The sequence below is a fragment of the Variovorax restrictus genome, from assembly GCF_051216715.1.
GTDB lineage: Bacteria > Pseudomonadota > Gammaproteobacteria > Burkholderiales > Burkholderiaceae_C > Variovorax.
This window is the reverse complement of record NZ_JBPJZH010000001.1, coordinates 2415104-2430981: the sequence shown is the minus strand read 5'-3', so window position 1 is coordinate 2430981 and position 15878 is coordinate 2415104. Positions and strand designations below refer to the sequence as shown.

The 15878-nt window shown below is 66.5% G+C and carries 14 protein-coding genes and 3 tRNA genes; 5 read left to right on the top strand and 12 right to left on the bottom strand.

Going from position 1 to position 15878, the window contains the following annotated elements:
* Positions 1–14 precede the first annotated feature (14 nt).
* Entirely contained in the window at positions 15–1487 is a 1473-nt protein-coding gene (locus ACSFA0_RS11440) for an NAD(P)H-hydrate dehydratase (RefSeq protein ID WP_435450294.1), read from the top strand.
* Here the strand turns inward: ACSFA0_RS11440 and ACSFA0_RS11435 are convergent.
* The gene (locus tag ACSFA0_RS11435) at positions 1484–2245 is read right to left on the bottom strand and encodes an SDR family oxidoreductase (RefSeq protein WP_435450293.1); all 762 of its coding nucleotides are present in this window, start codon (positions 2243–2245) and stop codon (positions 1484–1486) included. The genes ACSFA0_RS11440 and ACSFA0_RS11435 overlap by 4 nt on opposite strands.
* A 19-nt stretch (positions 2246–2264) precedes the next feature.
* Positions 2265–4523, bottom strand: a complete 2259-nt coding sequence (gene rnr, locus ACSFA0_RS11430; protein WP_435450956.1) for a ribonuclease R — start codon at positions 4521–4523, stop codon at positions 2265–2267.
* Positions 4524–4604: 81 nt separating this feature from the next.
* On the opposite strand from rnr, the gene ACSFA0_RS11425 reads away from it, so the two are divergent.
* Positions 4605–4689 (top strand) — tRNA-Leu (locus ACSFA0_RS11425).
* 161 nt (positions 4690–4850) lie between these two features.
* A tRNA-Leu gene (locus tag ACSFA0_RS11420) sits at positions 4851–4935 on the top strand.
* An 87-nt stretch (positions 4936–5022) separates the two neighbouring features.
* On the opposite strand, the gene rimO is transcribed toward ACSFA0_RS11420, so the two are convergent.
* The 8 genes from rimO to ACSFA0_RS11380 all read right to left on the bottom strand — a co-directional run bounded on the left by rimO (position 5023) and on the right by ACSFA0_RS11380 (position 12191).
* A complete protein-coding gene (gene rimO, locus ACSFA0_RS11415; protein WP_435450292.1) occupies positions 5023–6429 on the bottom strand; it encodes a 30S ribosomal protein S12 methylthiotransferase RimO in 1407 nt (468 codons plus the stop codon).
* Positions 6430–6499: 70 nt separating this feature from the next.
* On the bottom strand, positions 6500–7033 hold the full coding sequence (gene phaR, locus ACSFA0_RS11410) for a polyhydroxyalkanoate synthesis repressor PhaR (RefSeq protein ID WP_435450291.1): 534 nt from the start codon (positions 7031–7033) through the stop codon (positions 6500–6502).
* Between the two features lie 99 nt (positions 7034–7132).
* On the bottom strand, positions 7133–7480 hold the full coding sequence (locus tag ACSFA0_RS11405) for a hypothetical protein (RefSeq protein ID WP_435450290.1): 348 nt from the start codon (positions 7478–7480) through the stop codon (positions 7133–7135).
* 163 nt (positions 7481–7643) lie between these two features.
* Positions 7644–7720, bottom strand: a tRNA-Val gene (locus tag ACSFA0_RS11400).
* Between the two features lie 50 nt (positions 7721–7770).
* On the bottom strand, positions 7771–9912 hold the full coding sequence (locus tag ACSFA0_RS11395; protein WP_435450955.1) for a RelA/SpoT family protein: 2142 nt from the start codon (positions 9910–9912) through the stop codon (positions 7771–7773).
* Positions 9913–10008: 96 nt separating this feature from the next.
* Positions 10009–10956 (bottom strand): alpha/beta fold hydrolase, encoded by a 948-nt coding sequence (locus ACSFA0_RS11390; RefSeq protein WP_435450289.1) that lies wholly within the window; start codon positions 10954–10956, stop codon positions 10009–10011.
* Between the two features lie 118 nt (positions 10957–11074).
* The gene (locus tag ACSFA0_RS11385; RefSeq protein WP_435450954.1) at positions 11075–11764 is read right to left on the bottom strand and encodes an SIMPL domain-containing protein; all 690 of its coding nucleotides are present in this window, start codon (positions 11762–11764) and stop codon (positions 11075–11077) included.
* 61 nt (positions 11765–11825) lie between these two features.
* Positions 11826–12191, bottom strand: a complete 366-nt coding sequence (locus ACSFA0_RS11380; protein WP_435450288.1) for a hypothetical protein — start codon at positions 12189–12191, stop codon at positions 11826–11828.
* A 171-nt stretch (positions 12192–12362) separates the two neighbouring features.
* On the opposite strand from ACSFA0_RS11380, the gene ompR reads away from it, so the two are divergent.
* Both ompR and ACSFA0_RS11370 read left to right on the top strand, forming a co-directional pair.
* A complete protein-coding gene (gene ompR, locus ACSFA0_RS11375) occupies positions 12363–13094 on the top strand; it encodes an osmolarity response regulator transcription factor OmpR (RefSeq protein WP_262075457.1) in 732 nt (243 codons plus the stop codon).
* Between the two features lie 82 nt (positions 13095–13176).
* Entirely contained in the window at positions 13177–14583 is a 1407-nt protein-coding gene (locus ACSFA0_RS11370; RefSeq protein ID WP_435450953.1) for a sensor histidine kinase, read from the top strand.
* Between the two features lie 21 nt (positions 14584–14604).
* Here ACSFA0_RS11370 and ispF read toward each other — a convergent pair whose 3' ends face one another.
* Together ispF and ispD are read right to left on the bottom strand one after the other, a co-directional pair.
* Entirely contained in the window at positions 14605–15090 is a 486-nt protein-coding gene (ispF, locus tag ACSFA0_RS11365) for a 2-C-methyl-D-erythritol 2,4-cyclodiphosphate synthase (RefSeq protein WP_435450287.1), read from the bottom strand.
* A complete protein-coding gene (gene ispD / locus ACSFA0_RS11360; RefSeq protein ID WP_435450286.1) occupies positions 15087–15803 on the bottom strand; it encodes a 2-C-methyl-D-erythritol 4-phosphate cytidylyltransferase in 717 nt (238 codons plus the stop codon). The genes ispF and ispD overlap by 4 nt, the downstream gene beginning before the upstream one ends.
* Positions 15804–15878: the final 75 nt, after the last annotated feature.

Here is a 15878-nt window from a genome sequence, read left to right as displayed (position 1 = left end):
GCACAATCGTCGACATGCAACGCATCACCGCCGAAACCGACGCGCCGCTCTTCGACATTGCCGCGACGCGCCGCATCGAGCAAGCCGCTTCAGCCGCGTTGCCGCCTCATACGCTGATGCAACGGGCCGGGCGCGCCGTCGCCAGGCTCGCCATGGCCCTGGCACCCGACGCACGCACGATCTGGATCGCCTGCGGGCCCGGCAACAACGGAGGTGATGGCCTCGAAGCGGCAGCGCAGTTGAAGCAGGCCGGCTTCATGCCCATCGTCACCTTGGCGGGCGACGAACATCGGCTGCCGACCGATGCCAGGGCGTCGCTGCAACGTGCCCGGGACGCGGGCGTGGTCTTCGCCGACAGCCCGCCCGCAAGCTACCAACTGGCGATCGACGCGCTGCTCGGCATCGGCGCCAGCCGACCACCCGAAGGCGTCATGGCCGCATGGTTGCAGGCGATGAATGCCAGCGGCCCGCCTGTGCTCTGTGTCGATGTGCCGTCCGGCCTGAATGCCGACACGGGCGCTTCGTCGCACGGCATGGTCGCCCACGCGGACGCCTCCCGCTTCTGCCTGACCTTTCTCACGCTGAAACCCGGCCTGTTCACCGCACACGGTCGCGACGCGGCGGGCACCGTATGGTTCGACGATCTGGGCTGCGGCGACACGGCCGAACCGCCGACCGCCCGCCTCGCCGGCCCGCCCCGGGTGCGCACGCGCCCCCATGCGTCGCACAAAGGCAGCTATGGCGATGTCGCGGTGGTCGGCGGTGCGCCCGGCATGGCGGGCGCCGCGTTGCTGGCCGCGTCGGCCGCATTGCACGCTGGTGCGGGCCGCGTGCTCGTCGGACTGCTCGATCCGGGCGCCGCACGTGTGGACGTGGCACAACCCGAACTGATGCTCCGCCCTCTCGACACGCTCGACCTGTCGACGATGACCGCGGTCTGTGGCTGCGGTGGCGGCACTGCGGTGCGTGCAGCGCTGCCGCGCATCCTGGCGACAGCGGCTGCGCTGGTGCTCGACGCCGATGCGCTCAACGCCATCGCGGTCGACAGCGCGCTGCAGGCGCAACTCGCAGCGCGTGCTCGACGCGGGCGGCCCACCGTGATCACACCGCACCCCCTGGAGGCGGCGCGCCTGCTGGGTCGCAGCGCCGGCGACATCCAGGCCGATCGACTGGCGGCAGCACGCCAACTCGCATCGCGCTTCGGCGTGGTGGCGGTGCTCAAAGGCTCAGGCACCGTGATCGCCGAGCCCGGTCATGCTGCACCCGCGATCAACCTCACCGGCAATGCGAGGCTCGCAACGGCAGGCACCGGCGACGTGCTCGCCGGGATGATCGGTGCGGCCCTCGCCGCGCAGCATCCGCCCTTCGCGGCGGCCTGCGAAGCCGTCTGGCGACATGGCCACATGGCCGACACGTGGCCGGCCGATGCAGCGCCGCTCACCGCAGGCGCACTGGCGCGCCAGTGCGCCTGCCGGACGACGCGTTAGCCGCGACCGACGAAGGGCATCTTCGTTGCCATGATGGTGTGGAACAGCACGTTGGCCTCCAACGGCAGGTTGGCCATGTAGAGCACAGACTGGCCGACGATCTTCACATCGATCAGCGGCTCGATCGCCAGTTCGCCGTTGGCTTGCGGCACGCCCTTGGCCATGCGCGCGGCGAGTTCCGTCATGGCGTTGCCCACGTCGACCTGGCCGACGGCGATGTCGTACTTGCGGCCGTCGAGCGACGCGGTCTTGGTCAGGCCTTCCACCGCATGCTTCGTCGCCGTGTAGGCGATCGAATTCGGTCGCGGCGCCGTCGCCGAAATCGAACCGTTGTTGATGATGCGGCCGCCGCGTGGCGTCTGCGCCTTCATCACCCGGAACGCCTGCTGGATGCAGAAGAACATGCCGGTCAGGTTGATGTCGACGACCCCCTGCCACTGCGCTGGCGTCCAGTCCTCGAAGGGGCCGGACGGGTTACCGACACCGGCGTTGTTGAACAGCAGGTCGACCCGACCGAAACGTGCCACCGTGGCCGCGAACAGCGCCTCGACCGAGGCGGCATCCGCGACGTCCGTCGGCACGACCAAGGCGCGCGTGCCGACTCCCGACTCTTCAGCGACCTGTTCGAGCGGCTCGACCCGGCGGCCCGCCAGTGCCACGTTCCAGCCGTCGGCCAGCAGCGCGAGCGAGGCCGCGCGACCGATGCCGGTGCCGGCACCGGTGACGATGGCCGTACGAGGTGCAGTGTTCTGCGTCATGTTTCTTTGTCTCCTTCGTTCATCCACGGCGGGGCTTGCGCCCCTTCATCTTGTTGGCAGCCTTCTTCACGGCCGATTTGAAGGCTTGCATGGCCGACTGCGCACCGTCGGCACGTTCGACCGGGAGGGTCACCACATCGGCGCTCTTGCCACCGCTCCGTGCGCCGCGCTTGGCGGACGCCTTGACCGGCACGCCACTGGAGCCGACGCCCTTGTCCTTCATGGCACGCGCCGTCAGATCCTCGCCTTCGCGCACCAGGCGGAAGTCGATCTTGCGGCCATCCAGATCGACACGGCTGACCTGCACCCGAACCCGCGTGCCGATGGCGTAGCGGATGCCGGTGCGCTCGCCGCGCAGCTCCTGGCGCATTTCGTCGAACTTGAAGTACTCGCCACCCAGCTCGGTGATGTGCACCAGGCCTTCGACGTACATCGCGTCGAGCGTGACGAAGATTCCGAAGGTCGTGGCCGAGCTGACGACGCCACCGTACTCCTCGCCAAGATGCTCGCGCATGTACTTGCACTTGAGCCATGCCTCGACGTCGCGGCTGGCTTCGTCGGCACGGCGTTCGTTGGCGCTGCAATGCAGGCCGGCCGCTTCCCAGGCTTGCGTCTCTTTGGTCGGGGCGACGACCGCCTTCTGCGGCTTGTTCGTCGGCGACTTCACGCGCGACGCCAGCCGCTTGGCCAGCTTCGCATGCGCCTCGCCCGGCGTCGGCAGCATCGGCAGCGTGTATTTCCGCTTATCGAGGATCGCCTTGATCACGCGGTGCACCAGCAGGTCCGGGTAGCGCCGGATCGGGCTGGTGAAGTGCGTATAGGCCTCGTAGGCCAGGCCGAAATGGCCCCCGTTGATCGGGGTGTAGATCGCCTGGCTCATCGATCGCAACAGCATCGTGTGGATCTGCTGTGCGTCGGGGCGTTCCTTGGTCGCTTCGGCAATCGCCTGAAACTCGCCCGGCTTCGGATCGTCGGTGATCGACAGGCCCACCCCCATCGCTTTGAGGTAGCCGCGCAGGACTTCCTTCTTCTCGGTGGTCGGGCCTTCGTGCACGCGGAACAGGCCCGGGTGCTTGCTGCCGGCGATGAAGTCGGCGCTGCACACGTTGGCCGCGAGCATCGCTTCTTCGATGATCTTGTGCGCTTCGTTGCGGGTGCGCGGCACGATCTTCTCGATGCGGCCCGCGTCGTCGCAGACGATCTGCGTCTCGGTGGTTTCGAAGTCGACCGCGCCACGCTTGGCGCGCTGCTTGAGCAGGGCCTTGTAGACATCGGAGAGGTTCAACAAGTCCTTCACCCGATCTTTGCGCTTGGCCGCTTCGGGGCCACGCGTGTTGCCGAGGATTGCCGCCACCTCGGTGTACGTGAAGCGGGCGTGGCTGAACATCACCGCCGGGTAGAACTGGTAAGCATAGACCTCGCCATCGGCCGCAACCAGCATGTCGCAGACCATGCACAGCCGCTCGACCTCCGGGTTCAGCGAGCAGAGGCCGTTCGACAACTTCTCTGGCAGCATCGGAATGACGCGGCGCGGGAAGTACACGCTGGTCGCGCGGTCGTAGGCGTCGATGTCGATCGGCGAGCCGGTCTGCACATACGCACTGACGTCGGCGATGGCGACCAGCAGCCGCCAGCCCTTGCCGCGGCCGACCTTGGCCGGCTCGCAATAGACCGCATCGTCGAAGTCGCGCGCGTCCTCGCCGTCGATGGTGACGAGCGGCACGTCGGTCAGGTCGATGCGGCCCTTCTTGTCGGCCGGACGCACCTTGTCGGGCAGCGCCTTGGCCTCGGCGAGGCCCGCCTCGGAGAACTCGTGCGGCACGCCGTACTTGCGCACCGCGATCTCGATCTCCATGCCCGGGTCGTCGATCTCACCGAGCACTTCTCTCACGCGGCCGACGGGCTGCCCGAAGAGCGCAGGCGGTTCGGTGAGCTGCACCACCACCACCTGACCGACCTTGGCTGTACCGGTAGCGCCCTTGGGGATCAGGACATCCTGACCGTAACGCTTGTCCTCGGGAGCGACGAGCCAGACGCCGCCTTCGTGCAGCAACCGGCCGATGATCGGCTGCTCGGAGCGTTCGATGATTTCGACCACGCGTCCTTCGGGCCGGCCGCGCCGGTCCTGCCGCACGATGCGTGCTTTGACGCGGTCCTTGTGCAGCACTGCACGCATCTCGTTCGGGGGCAAGTAAATGTCTGCCTCGCCGTCGTCGCGCTGCACGAAGCCGTGCCCGTCGCGATGCCCTTGAACAGTGCCTTCGAGTTCGTCCAGCAACACGCTGGAAGTGCCATTATTTTTGATATGATCTCCTTCTTTCCTGAAATTCAAAACATGACTGCTTCTTGCAGTCGTGAAGCCCAGATGGCGGAATTGGTAGACGCACTAGTTTCAGGTACTAGCGAGTAACATCGTGGAGGTTCGAGTCCTCTTCTGGGCACCAAGTTTAAACAGACCTTTACCAGGTCATTCGATTCAAGCCACCGGCCTCCGGTGGCTTTTTTCATGCTCGCTCGCTGCGTCGCCTTCAGCGAAGCAGAAAAATCGGCATATAATTCAAGGCTTCGCTGAAAAGCGAACCGTGTCTGCTTCGGCAGACATGAAGCCCAGATGGCGGAATTGGTAGACGCACTAGTTTCAGGTACTAGCGAGTAACATCGTGGAGGTTCGAGTCCTCTTCTGGGCACCAAGTCAACGCTGACCTCCGCCAGGTCAGCCGAATCAAGCCACCGGTCTCCGGTGGCTTTTTTCTTGGGCCTCTCGATCGACAACGACATCAGATGGGCAGCGCCACCAGATCGTGTCCCTCGACGCCGACCACGCGCGCACGCGTGAACTCACCCACCTTGAGCGTCTTGCTGATCTTCTCGGGCGGCAACAGCCGAACCGTGCCGTCGATCTCGGGCGCGTCGGCATAGGTTCGGCCCACACCGCCCTTGCGACCGAGGCCCGGTGCCGAATCGACCAACACCTGCATCGTCGCGCCGATACGCCGACGCAGCTTTGCCGTCGACACCGCCTCGGCCACTTCCATGAAGCGGGCCCGGCGTGCCTCCCGAACCTCCAGCGGCAACATGCCCGGGATCTCGTTGGCCGCAGCGCCTGCGACAGGGCTGTAGGCAAAGCAACCGGCGCGGTCGATCTCCGCCTCGCGAATGAAGTCCAGCAGATGCTCGAACTCCTCCTCAGTCTCGCCGGGAAAGCCAGCAATGAAGGTGCTGCGAATCACGAGTTCCGGACTCATCTCGCGCCAGCGCGCAATGCGCTCCAAGTTCTTCTCGCCACTCGCCGGACGCTTCATGCGTCGCAGCACATCCGGGTGGCTGTGCTGCAGCGGCACGTCGAGGTAAGGCAGCACCTGGCCGCTGGCCATCAACGGGATTACCTCGTCCACGCTCGGGTACGGGTACACATAGTGCAGACGAACCCACGCGCCGTAGGGCTCGGCGATCTCGCCCAGCGTGCGCACCAGTTCGAGCATGCGCGTCTTCACGGGTTTGCCGTCCCAGAAGCCGGTGCGGTACTTGACGTCCACGCCATAGGCGGAGGTGTCCTGGCTGATCACCAGCAGTTCCTTCACACCGCCCTCGAACAGGGCCTTCGCCTCGCTCAACACATCGCCCACCGGCCGCGACACCAGGTCGCCGCGCATGGACGGGATGATGCAGAAGGTGCAGCGGTGGTTGCAGCCCTCGCTGATCTTCAGATATGCGTAATGCCGCGGCGTCAACTTGATGCCGGCCACGCCAAAGGTGTTCGGCACGAGATCGATGAAGGGATCGTGCGGCTTGGGCAGGTTGGCGTGGACCGCGTCCATCACATCCTGCGTGGCGTGAGGCCCGGTCACGGCAAGCACACTGGGGTGCATCTGGCGCACCAGGTTGCCGCCCTGATCACCCGTCTTGGCGCCCAGGCAACCCGTGACGATGACGCGACCGTTGCCAGCCAGTGCCTCGCCGATGGTGTCGAGGCTCTCCCGGACTGCATCGTCGATGAACCCGCAGGTGTTGACGATGACGATGTCGGCGCCTTCAAAGGTCTTGGACGTCTGGTAGCCCTCGGCGCTCAGCTGCGTGAGGATCAACTCGGAATCCGTCAAGGCCTTGGGGCAGCCCAGGCTCACGAAGCCGACCTTGGGGGCGGCCGGCGTGGCGGTTCGTTCGGGGGAGGCAACTTCACTCATTGCCCTATTGTCCCAGTTAAACCGATGTCCATCGGCGCGAAGGCTTGATGGACACAATCGAGCACGCACCTCAGGGGCGTTTGAGTCCGAAAGCGCCCAACACTTGCTCGGTGTTCTTGTGCATTTGCTCCTGCATCTGCACGAACATGCTCTTGGACTGCTCGACGTAGTCGCCCATCAACCCATGCAGCATCGGTGACTGGACCGTCATGAAGCGCGCCCACATCTCCGGCGTCAGCTCCTCGGCCTTCTCGGCCAGCTGCGCCTGCACCTCGGTCATCGCCTGGATGTTCTTTTCAAGGTACGGGCCCATGTAGCCCTGCATGGCCTGACCGTAGAACCGGATGATGCTCGCGAGCACCGGCTCGGTGAACATGGGAGCACCGCCCGCCTCTTCTTCCAGAATGATCTGCAGCAAGATGCTGCGGGTGAGGTCGTCGCCGGTCTTGGCGTCGCGTACCACGAAAGGTGCACTCTTCATCACGAGCTGCTTGACCTCGGCCAGCGTGATGTAGGTGGAGGTGTCGGTGTCGTAGAGCCTTCGGTTCGGGTACTTCTTGATCACACGCTGCACCGGCTTGGACCCGGACTTCTTGCTCTGCACTGAGGACTCCTTCGCGTCTTGGCGCCAATGGCGCCGCACGATTCTAGGGAGCGAGATTGTTGCACCGCGCCAAGGTTTACCCTGACCGGCACCTCAGGCTCAGAGTGCCGTCACGTACTCAGCGCCGCACACCTTGCACAGCGCGGACTCGGGACGCTCCGCGCTTTGTTCACGGTAGTGCAGTGGGCTCTTGATGCCGTTGAACACCCAGCACCGCGGGCAGTGCTCGTGCCCCGCACTCGGCAGGTAGGCACGGGCTCGCTGTTCCGCGCGCTCGCGCGTTACCGGAGTGCCTTGACGTACGGTGCGCGCGACATCTTCGGCGGCCATCGTCGCGGCTCGACCGTTGGCCTGATCATTCAGCCCGTAAACCACGCGTGCGAATTCGAGTGGCGCATGACGCAACAAAGCGGCCACGCGCAGTTCTTCATGCGCGGCATCGGTCACGGGGGGGGAACTCATCGGAACGCGTGGATATCGGGAGTGGCATCCAAGGTACCACATTCGGTACGGTTCATGCCATTCGTTCGAAGGGGATAGGCCACCGGCAAAGCCGGAGGCATCGGTTCGATGTGATGCCCGGTGGTTGGCCGGTTCAGTGATCGAAAATTGGTAGGCGCGATTGGACTCGAACCAACGACCCCCACCATGTCAAGGTGGTGCTCTAACCAGCTGAGCTACGCGCCTAAGGATGTGTCCGAGAAGCCTACGAGTATAGCACCTAAAAAAGCGCCTTTTCAACGGCGGCGAGAAGATCTCACGCCTGGAACCGCGGAAACCACCTTCAGCACCTGCGAAAGCCGGGCCGTATCGGGGATCTCGACCGTGAAGGTCATCCACGCCGTGCCCTTGACCGACTGCGTCTGCACACCGATGACGTTCATCTTCTCGCGCGCGAACACGTCCGAGATATCGCGCAGCAGGCCCTGCCGGTCGGCCGCCTCCACCGCCACGTCGACCGCGTAAAGCGAGCCTTCCTCCACCTTCGGTCGGCCCCATTCCACGTCGATCACGCGCTCGGGGTTGTGCCCGGCCATCGTACGGAAGTTGCTGCAGTCGCTTCGATGGACGCTCACGCCGTGACCGCGCGTCACGAAGCCGCCGATGGCGTCCGGCGGGGCCGGGCGGCAGCACTTGGCCAACTGCGTCATCAACGACGACACGCCAACGACCAGCACACCGCCCTTGCCAGCCTTGTCGCTGGCGCGCGACTTCTTCAACAGCACGCCGTCGTCCGCTCCTGGCGCAGGATCGGGCGGGCGCAGCAAGGTCTCGATGTTGCGCAGCGAGAACTCGTCCTTGCCGACGACTTCGAACAGATGATCGGCCGACTTGAAACCGAGCTGCGATGCCAAGTCTTCCAGCCGCGTCGAGGTCTTGCCTTCGCGCTGCAGCAGCTTTTCGACCGCCTCCCGGCCCTTGGCGATGGTTTCGTGCGTGATCTGCGCGTTGAACCATGCGCGCACCTTCGCGCGCGCGCGATGGCTGGCGAGGTAGCCCAGCTCGGCGTTGAGCCAGTCCCGCGACGGCCCGCCCTCCTTTGCCGCGATGATCTCGACCGTCTGCCCGTTCTGCAGCGGCGTGTTCAGCGGCACCATCGCGCCGTCGATGCGAGCACCGCGACAGCGATGCCCCAGGCTGGTATGCACGGTATAGGCGAAGTCGACCGCGGTCGCGCCCTGCGGCAGTTCGACGATCGCGGCATCGGGCGTCAGCACATAAATACGATCGTCGAACAGGCCCTGAGCCTGTTGGCCGCCCGAGAGGTCGCGCTCCCACGCAAGCAACTGGCGCAGCACGGCGATCTTCGCGTCGTACTCACCACTGGACCATACGCCGGCATAGCCCTTCGGCCCGGCTTCCTTGTAGGCCCAGTGCGCGGCCACGCCATGCTCGGCGTGGTCGTGCATCTCCTCCGTGCGGATCTGGATCTCGATCGGCTTGCCCACCTTGCCATCCACGGCCTTGCGCACGACCGTGTGCAGCGACTGGTAGCCGTTGGGCTTGGGCCGCGCGATGTAGTCGTCGAACTCCTCGTCGATCGGCTCGAAATGTGAATGCACCCAGGCCAATGCGGCGTAGCAGTCCTTCACGTCGGGCACCACGACGCGCAACGCGAGAATGTCGAAGACTTGCGCGAAATCGAGCGACTTGCCACGCATCTTCTTCACGATGCTGTAGATGTTCTTTGGCCGACCCTGCACCGTGGCCGCGATGCCCTGCCCCTTCAGTTCTTCCTCGAGCTGCGTGCGCAACTGCTCGATGTAGCCTTCACGCTCCACGCGCTTTTCGTCGAGCAGCTGGGCGATGAGCTTGTAGGTCTCGGGCTCCAGAAAGCGGAATGACAGGTCTTCGATCTCCCACTTGACCTGCCAGATGCCCAGCCGGTTGGCCAGCGGTGCGAAGACCTGCAGCGATTCACGCGCGACACTTTCGGCCACCGGCTTCTTGATGGCGGCCGCATGACGCAAGGTCTGCAGGCGCGAAGCTAGACGGAGCATCACGACCCGCAGGTCGCGCGAGAAGGCCAGCAGCATCTTGCGCACGTTCTCGGTCTGCGCACCGCCGCCGTCGACGCCGTGGGCACTCAAGGCCGCACCACGTGCCTGCGCCTGTACCTGCACGAGCTTGGTCGTCTCCACCGCCAGCGCCGCGAAGTTGTCGCCGAAGACTTTCGCGATGACCTCCTGCGGGCGGTTCAGGTGCTGGCACGAATACACGAGGTAGCTGGCGGCCTGCATCGCCTCGGAGCCGCCCATGTGAGCCACGATGGCGGCCACGGCATCGGCATGCGCCAAGGTGTTCTCGCCGGTGTCGAGCGTCTCGTCCGCAATCAGCGGCTCGGCGAAGGCCCGGGCGCGCGGCAGCATGTTCTCCATGACGGGGCTGCGCTCCGCCGTCGCAGCCGACAGCGGGTAGTCGACCACGGCGTCGGCCGGGATGCGTGCCGGGGGGGTGGAGGAATCGCGCTTCACTCAGTCGAACAGAAAGGAGGTGACGGCCGCGACCTGGTCGGGCTTCACGAACGTCGGCGCGTGCCCGACGCCGGCGAACTCGACGAGTCGGGCCTTCGGGCCACGCTGCGTCATGGCCTGTGCGGTGTCGTGCGACAGCAGATCGGACTGCGCACCGCGGGTCAGCAATGTCTCTGCGTGGATCGCATCGTAGAGCGACCACAGCGCGACCTCGCCCTGCGCCGCCGCTTCCGGCGTGATGGCGCGGAAGGCCACGGCGATGGCCGGGTCGTAATGAAGGACGAAAGGGGCATCGACGGCATCGCCCGGCCGCTTGACTGTTCCGTCGGCGGTGCGACGGCTTGCGGGAGCGATCATGGGGCGCGACAGCGTCAGCCATTCGTCCGGCGTGTGCGGGCCGAAGCTCTGCGAGATCACCCACATCGCATCTGCGGCTTCCTGGAGGGAGGCGAAGCGGCCGACGTTGCCCAGGTACAGGCCGATACGCTGCAGCGCGCCCGCATCGATCGTCGGACCGACGTCGTTGAGCACCAAGCGGCGGATCGGCGCCGGCAGCGGCAGTGCCGGGCTGCCCGCCAACACCAGGCCGATCAGCCCGCCCATGCTGGTGCCGACGTAGTCGAGCCGCGCGATGGCCCGATCGGCCTGCAGTTGCGCGAGCAGGGCCAGCATGTCGGCGGCGTAGAGCGGCACCTGGTAGCCGTTCGGGTCGGCCAGCCAGTCGCTTTCGCCACGGCCGACGACATCAGGGCAGACGACCCGCACATCACCGTGGGCGCGCGCCACGAGCGCCCGTGCGAGCACGTCGAAATCGCGCCCCTGCCGCGTGAGCCCATGGACGCACAGCACGACATTCGCACTCTGCGCATCGCCCCATTGCCAGCAGCCCATTCGATGACCGCCCTGCGCGTCCGCGCAGTCGACGAAGAAGAGGGTCGGCTCGGTCATGAATGGTGCGGGAACAGGGACGAGAGGCTGCAGATGATGGTCTCGCTGCATCCTAATTCATCGCGATGCGAGCCGTGCTGCGAGCGGCTCTCTCCGCAGCGCCGCCCCTCGCCGCGCCCTACTTCAGTTGCACGGCGCCCGAGACGTTCACGACTACGCTCGTCTTGCCCGCCTCGACCGGCACCGGCGCGTCGGACGAGTACGACTTGGCCTGCGCCGCCATCATCCGCGGGCGGATCGGGCCGCCCTCGTTCGCGTTCACCGACACCTCGCGCAGCGTGTAGCCGCCGAAGCCGAAACCCTTCGCCAGCTCGCCGGCCTTCTGCTTGAAGTTATCGATGGCGATGGACTGCGCCTCGGTCTCGACCTTGGCGCGCTGTTCGCGACTCAAGCCGAAGCCGACGCCACCGACGGTCAGGGTCGTGATCCGGCTCGCCGTCTGCGTGATGCGCGGGAAATCGCGCCCTTCCAGCACAAGTTCGGTCGAACCCTGCCAGCCGTTGATCTTGCCCTCGCGGGTGTAGCGTGGCGACAGCGTGAAGTTGCCGGTGCGCACATCGAGCTGCCCAGGCTGCGCGCTCTTGCGTGCCTCGGTCAGCGCGGCATCGAGCGCCGTCTTGAGTTGGCTCTGGACGGTGGCGGCCTCCGGGGCCTCGCGCGTGGTGCTGAGCGTCATGCTCAGCAGGTCCTGCTGAACCTCCACGGTCCCACTTGCCGACAGCTGCAGCACATTCTGCGGCGGCGGGGTATCGGCCATGGCCAGACCGGCACAGGCAAACGCCGCGCAGGCGGCCATCGACTTCATCATTGTTTTCAAGAGATTCCCTTCGAAGGTGAGAACCGACCCAGAACGGGCCAGCAGGTGGCGATCACTGCCGCTGGCTGCGCGGCAGCGTCAACGCGCGCATCGGCGTCGGCGGCGCGGAGCCCGCGGGCTGCGGCGGCTCCGACGTCGGCAGCGGCGTGTCGACATGGGAGCCATCGTAGCGCGGCCACTGCTGACGCACCTGACTGCGCAGTTCGGCCAACTCGGCCGGTGTCAGCCTGCGCCCGGCAGATGCTTCTTCGCGCTGCACCTCCTCGCGTTGCGCAGCGCGGTGTGCTTGCACCGCTTGGCGCACCTCGTGGCGCGTCGCACCGCCCACCTGCAGGAAGCCGGTCGCCGCCCACGACACCGAACAGGCAGAAAAGACCAGCGCAACCGGCAGCAAACGAACGGGGATCGACGATTTCATGGGTGGCCAAGAGCGGAGACACCACACTGTGCCATCAACATCTGAAGCCAAAATCAACGCCCCGCCAGCGCACGCAAGTTGTGTAACTTAGTGTCAGACAACTGCGCAAAGCCGAAGAATGGCGACACAACGGCTTCAGAATCGCGCCTGTTACAAATATCCGTTGCAGAAATGAATCAGACCCCCGCTCGTACCGACAAGGTCGTCATCGTCGACGACGACGCGCGAATCCGCGACCTGCTCCGCCGCTACCTGACCCAGGAAGGCTTCGAAGTCATCGTGGCCGAAGACGGCAAGGCGCTCAACCGCATCCTGCTGCGCGACACGGTCGACCTGATCGTGCTGGACCTGATGATGCCCGGCGAAGACGGCCTGTCGGTCTGCCGGCGCCTGCGCGCTGCCAATGACCGCACCCCGATCATCATGCTCACGGCCAAGGGCGAGGACGTCGACCGCATCGTCGGCCTCGAGGTCGGCGCCGACGACTACCTGGGCAAGCCCTTCAACCCGCGCGAACTGTTGGCCCGCGTGCATGCGGTGCTGCGCCGCCGTCCGCCGCTCGAGGCGCCCGGCGCGCCGTCGACCGACAACGAGACGGTGAGCTTCGGCCCCTTCACCTTCGATCTCGGTTCGCGCACGCTCAAGAAGGATGGCGAAGAGCTCTCGCTGACCACCGGCGAATTCGCCATGCTCAAGGCGTTGGTGCGCCACCCGCGCCAGCCGTTGTCACGCGAGAAGCTGGCACAGCTGGCCCGCGGCCGCGAGTTCGAGCCGTTCGACCGCAGCCTGGACGTGCAGATCTCGCGCCTGCGCAAGCTGGTGGAATCTGACGCGGCCGCACCGCGCTATATCCAGACGGTATGGGGCGTGGGCTACGTCTTCGTGCCGGACGGCACGGCCTGAAGCGCCGCGCATGCAAGCGGAGGCCCTGGGCCCCCGGACGACCCAGCCGGCGCCCTTTTCCGACGACGGCCCGCAGGTCACGATGCCGAGCCCCCTCGAGGGCGCGCCTCAGACCAAGCGACGCGTCGGGCTGAAGCTCGGCTTCAGCCTTTTCTGGCGCACCTTCTTCCTGTTGGCGCTGCTGCTCTTCGGCTGCACGGTCGCGTGGCTTCAGACCTTTCGCGCGTTGGAATACGAGCCGCGCGCCATCCAGACCGCGCACCAGATCGCCTCGCTGGTGAACCTGACGCGCGCCGCGCTGGTCTACTCCGACGCGATCACCCGGGTTTCGCTGATCAAGACGCTCGCCGACCAGGAAGGCGTGCGCATCCTGCCGCGCGAGCCCAACGACCGCTTCGCGCCCTACACCAGCGGCGCGCTCGACGAGCGCGTGACCGCTGAACTCATTGCCCAGCTCGGCGAAGGGACGACCGTCGCCAGCCGGGTCAATGACGAACCGGGCCTCTGGATCGGTTTCACGATCGAGAGCGACACCTACTGGCTGCTGCTCGACCCGACGCGGTTCAGCCGTGTGGGCGGACGCACCTGGCTGGTCTGGCTGATCACGGCGATGGCGCTGTCACTGGCCGGCGCAGCGCTCATCACGCGCTTCATCAACCGGCCGCTCAAGCAACTCTCGCGCGCCACGCGGCAGGTGCGCGAAGGCGAGTACGAGGCCCACCGGCTCGACGAGCGGGCGCGCACCAACGAGATCCGCGCGGTGAACATCGGCTTCAACCGCATGGCCGACCAGCTGGCGAAGATCGAGCAAGATCGCGCCATCATGCTGGCCGGCATCTCGCACGACCTGCGCACGCCACTTGCACGACTGCGCCTGGAAACCGAGATGAGCGTCGCCGACGAGGACGCGCGCAACCACATGGCCGCCGACATCGCGCAACTCGACGCGATCATCGACAAGTTCCTGGACTACGCACGCCCTGACCATGTCGACTTCAAACCCGTGCTGCTGCGCGACGTGGTCGACGCCTGTACCTACGCCGTGCAGGAGTACGACGACATGAAGATCAAGGTCGATGTTCCTTCCGACCTGCGGGTGATGGCCGACGAGGTCGAGTTGCAGCGCGTGATCTCGAACCTGGTCGAGAACGCCCGGCGCTACGGCAAGACGCCCGCCACCGGCGTGGCCGACGTGACCATCCAGGCGCAGGCCAGCGACGCGGCCGTACTGATCAAGGTGCGTGACCACGGCGCCGGCGTCGCGGCGGCCATGCTGTCGCAGCTGACCAAACCGTTCTTCCGAGGCGACGCCGCGCGCACCTCCGCCGCGGGCGCCGGGCTCGGTCTGTCGATCGTCGCGAAGAACATCGAGCGCATGGGCGGCACCTTCGCGCTCACCAGCACGCCGGGGCGCGGTTTTGCGGCGCACATCCGCATGCCGCGCGCCATGCCGCCCAAACCCGCAGCGGCGCCTGTCAAAAAAACCTGAGGCGACTGCGACCGGTGCGGCTCAGCGGTGCAGCAGCACCGCGGCGCGCGCTTCCATCGCGCGGCCCTCGCCCACCGGGCCCAGCTTCTCGGCGGTCTTGGCCTTCACGTTGACACGGTCGAGCGCAACGTCCAGCGTCTGGGCTATGCGCGCGACCATGGCCGGGATGTGCGGCGCCAACTTCGGCGCCTGCGCGATCACGGTGCTGTCGACGTTGCCGATCTGCCAACCCGCCGCGCGCACGCGCCGCGCTGCCTCGGCCAGCAGCACGGCGGAATCGGCCCCGCGGAACTGCGCGTCGGTGTCCGGAAAATGCCGGCCGATGTCGCCCAGGCCCGCCGCGCCCAGCAACGCATCGGTGATCGCGTGCAGCAGCACGTCGGCGTCGGAATGGCCCAGCAGGCCGGTGGTGTGCGGCACCTCGATGCCGCCCAGGATGAGCTTGCGCCCGGCGACGAGCTGATGGATGTCCCAGCCCTCGCCCACGCGAATGTCGAACGATGTCATGCGGTGCCCTGATTGCGACGCGCGAGCAGCACGGCGTCGGCCAGTGCGAAGTCCTCGGCGTAGGTGACTTTGAAATTCTGGGCGCTGCCCTCGACCAGCAACGGCGCCAAACCGCGCGCCTCGATGGCGCTGGCCTCGTCGGTGACCGCGTCGCCCGCCTTTTCCAGCGCGTCGAGCAGGATGCCGATGCGGAACATCTGCGGCGTCTGCGCCAGCCATTTGTCGGCGCGCGCCAGGGTGGCGGCCACGCGGCCATCGGGTGACGCCGATTTCAGGGTATCGGCCAGCCGATGCGCCAGCAGGCCGCCGACGGCGTCGTGCTCGCATGCGGCCAGCAAGGATTCGATCTGCGTCGGTGTGACCAGGCAGCGGGCGGCGTCGTGCACCAGCACCCAGTCGTACGGCGAAGCACCGCGGTCCCGCAGCGCGATGAGGCCGTTGCGCACCGAGGCCGCCCGGCTGGCGCCGCCGACCCGCAGCAGCGCCTCGCCGGCGCCGGGGAAGCGCGGCAACGCAGCCTCGACGGCCCGGTCGTCCGGCGCCACCACCAAGGCCACGGTCGCGAAGCGCCCAGGCAACGCCCGAAACGCCGCCAGGGTATGCGCGACCATCGGCTGGCCAGCGATGCGCCGGTACTGTTTGGGCGTCTCGCCCCCCGCGCGGCTGCCCGAGCCGGCGCTGGGGATGAGGACGAACAAGCGGGAGGCGTGCATCGGAAGGCCGCGCGGCGCGCGGCGGGCAGGAAAGGGGCTGCCATTCTAGAATTGCAACGTCTCTCAACACCCCTC

Excerpts from the sequence above, each read along its gene's own strand:
- ACSFA0_RS11370 (WP_435450953.1), top strand. The coding sequence starts at position 13,177 with ATGCCGAGCCCCCTCGAGGGCGCGCCTCAGACCAAGCGACGCGTCGGG.
- rimO (WP_435450292.1), bottom strand. The coding sequence starts at position 6,429 with ATGAGTGAAGTTGCCTCCCCCGAACGAACCGCCACGCCGGCCGCCCCC.
- ACSFA0_RS11395 (WP_435450955.1), bottom strand. The coding sequence starts at position 9,912 with ATGGAGAACATGCTGCCGCGCGCCCGGGCCTTCGCCGAGCCGCTGATT.
- ACSFA0_RS11390 (WP_435450289.1), bottom strand. The coding sequence starts at position 10,956 with ATGACCGAGCCGACCCTCTTCTTCGTCGACTGCGCGGACGCGCAGGGC.
- ispD (WP_435450286.1), bottom strand. The coding sequence starts at position 15,803 with ATGCACGCCTCCCGCTTGTTCGTCCTCATCCCCAGCGCCGGCTCGGGC.
- ispF (WP_435450287.1), bottom strand. The coding sequence starts at position 15,090 with ATGACATCGTTCGACATTCGCGTGGGCGAGGGCTGGGACATCCATCAG.
- ACSFA0_RS11385 (WP_435450954.1), bottom strand. The coding sequence starts at position 11,764 with ATGATGAAGTCGATGGCCGCCTGCGCGGCGTTTGCCTGTGCCGGTCTG.
- ACSFA0_RS11440 (WP_435450294.1), top strand. The coding sequence starts at position 15 with ATGCAACGCATCACCGCCGAAACCGACGCGCCGCTCTTCGACATTGCC.
- ompR (WP_262075457.1), top strand. The coding sequence starts at position 12,363 with ATGAATCAGACCCCCGCTCGTACCGACAAGGTCGTCATCGTCGACGAC.
- ACSFA0_RS11380 (WP_435450288.1), bottom strand. The coding sequence starts at position 12,191 with ATGAAATCGTCGATCCCCGTTCGTTTGCTGCCGGTTGCGCTGGTCTTT.
- ACSFA0_RS11435 (WP_435450293.1), bottom strand. The coding sequence starts at position 2,245 with ATGACGCAGAACACTGCACCTCGTACGGCCATCGTCACCGGTGCCGGC.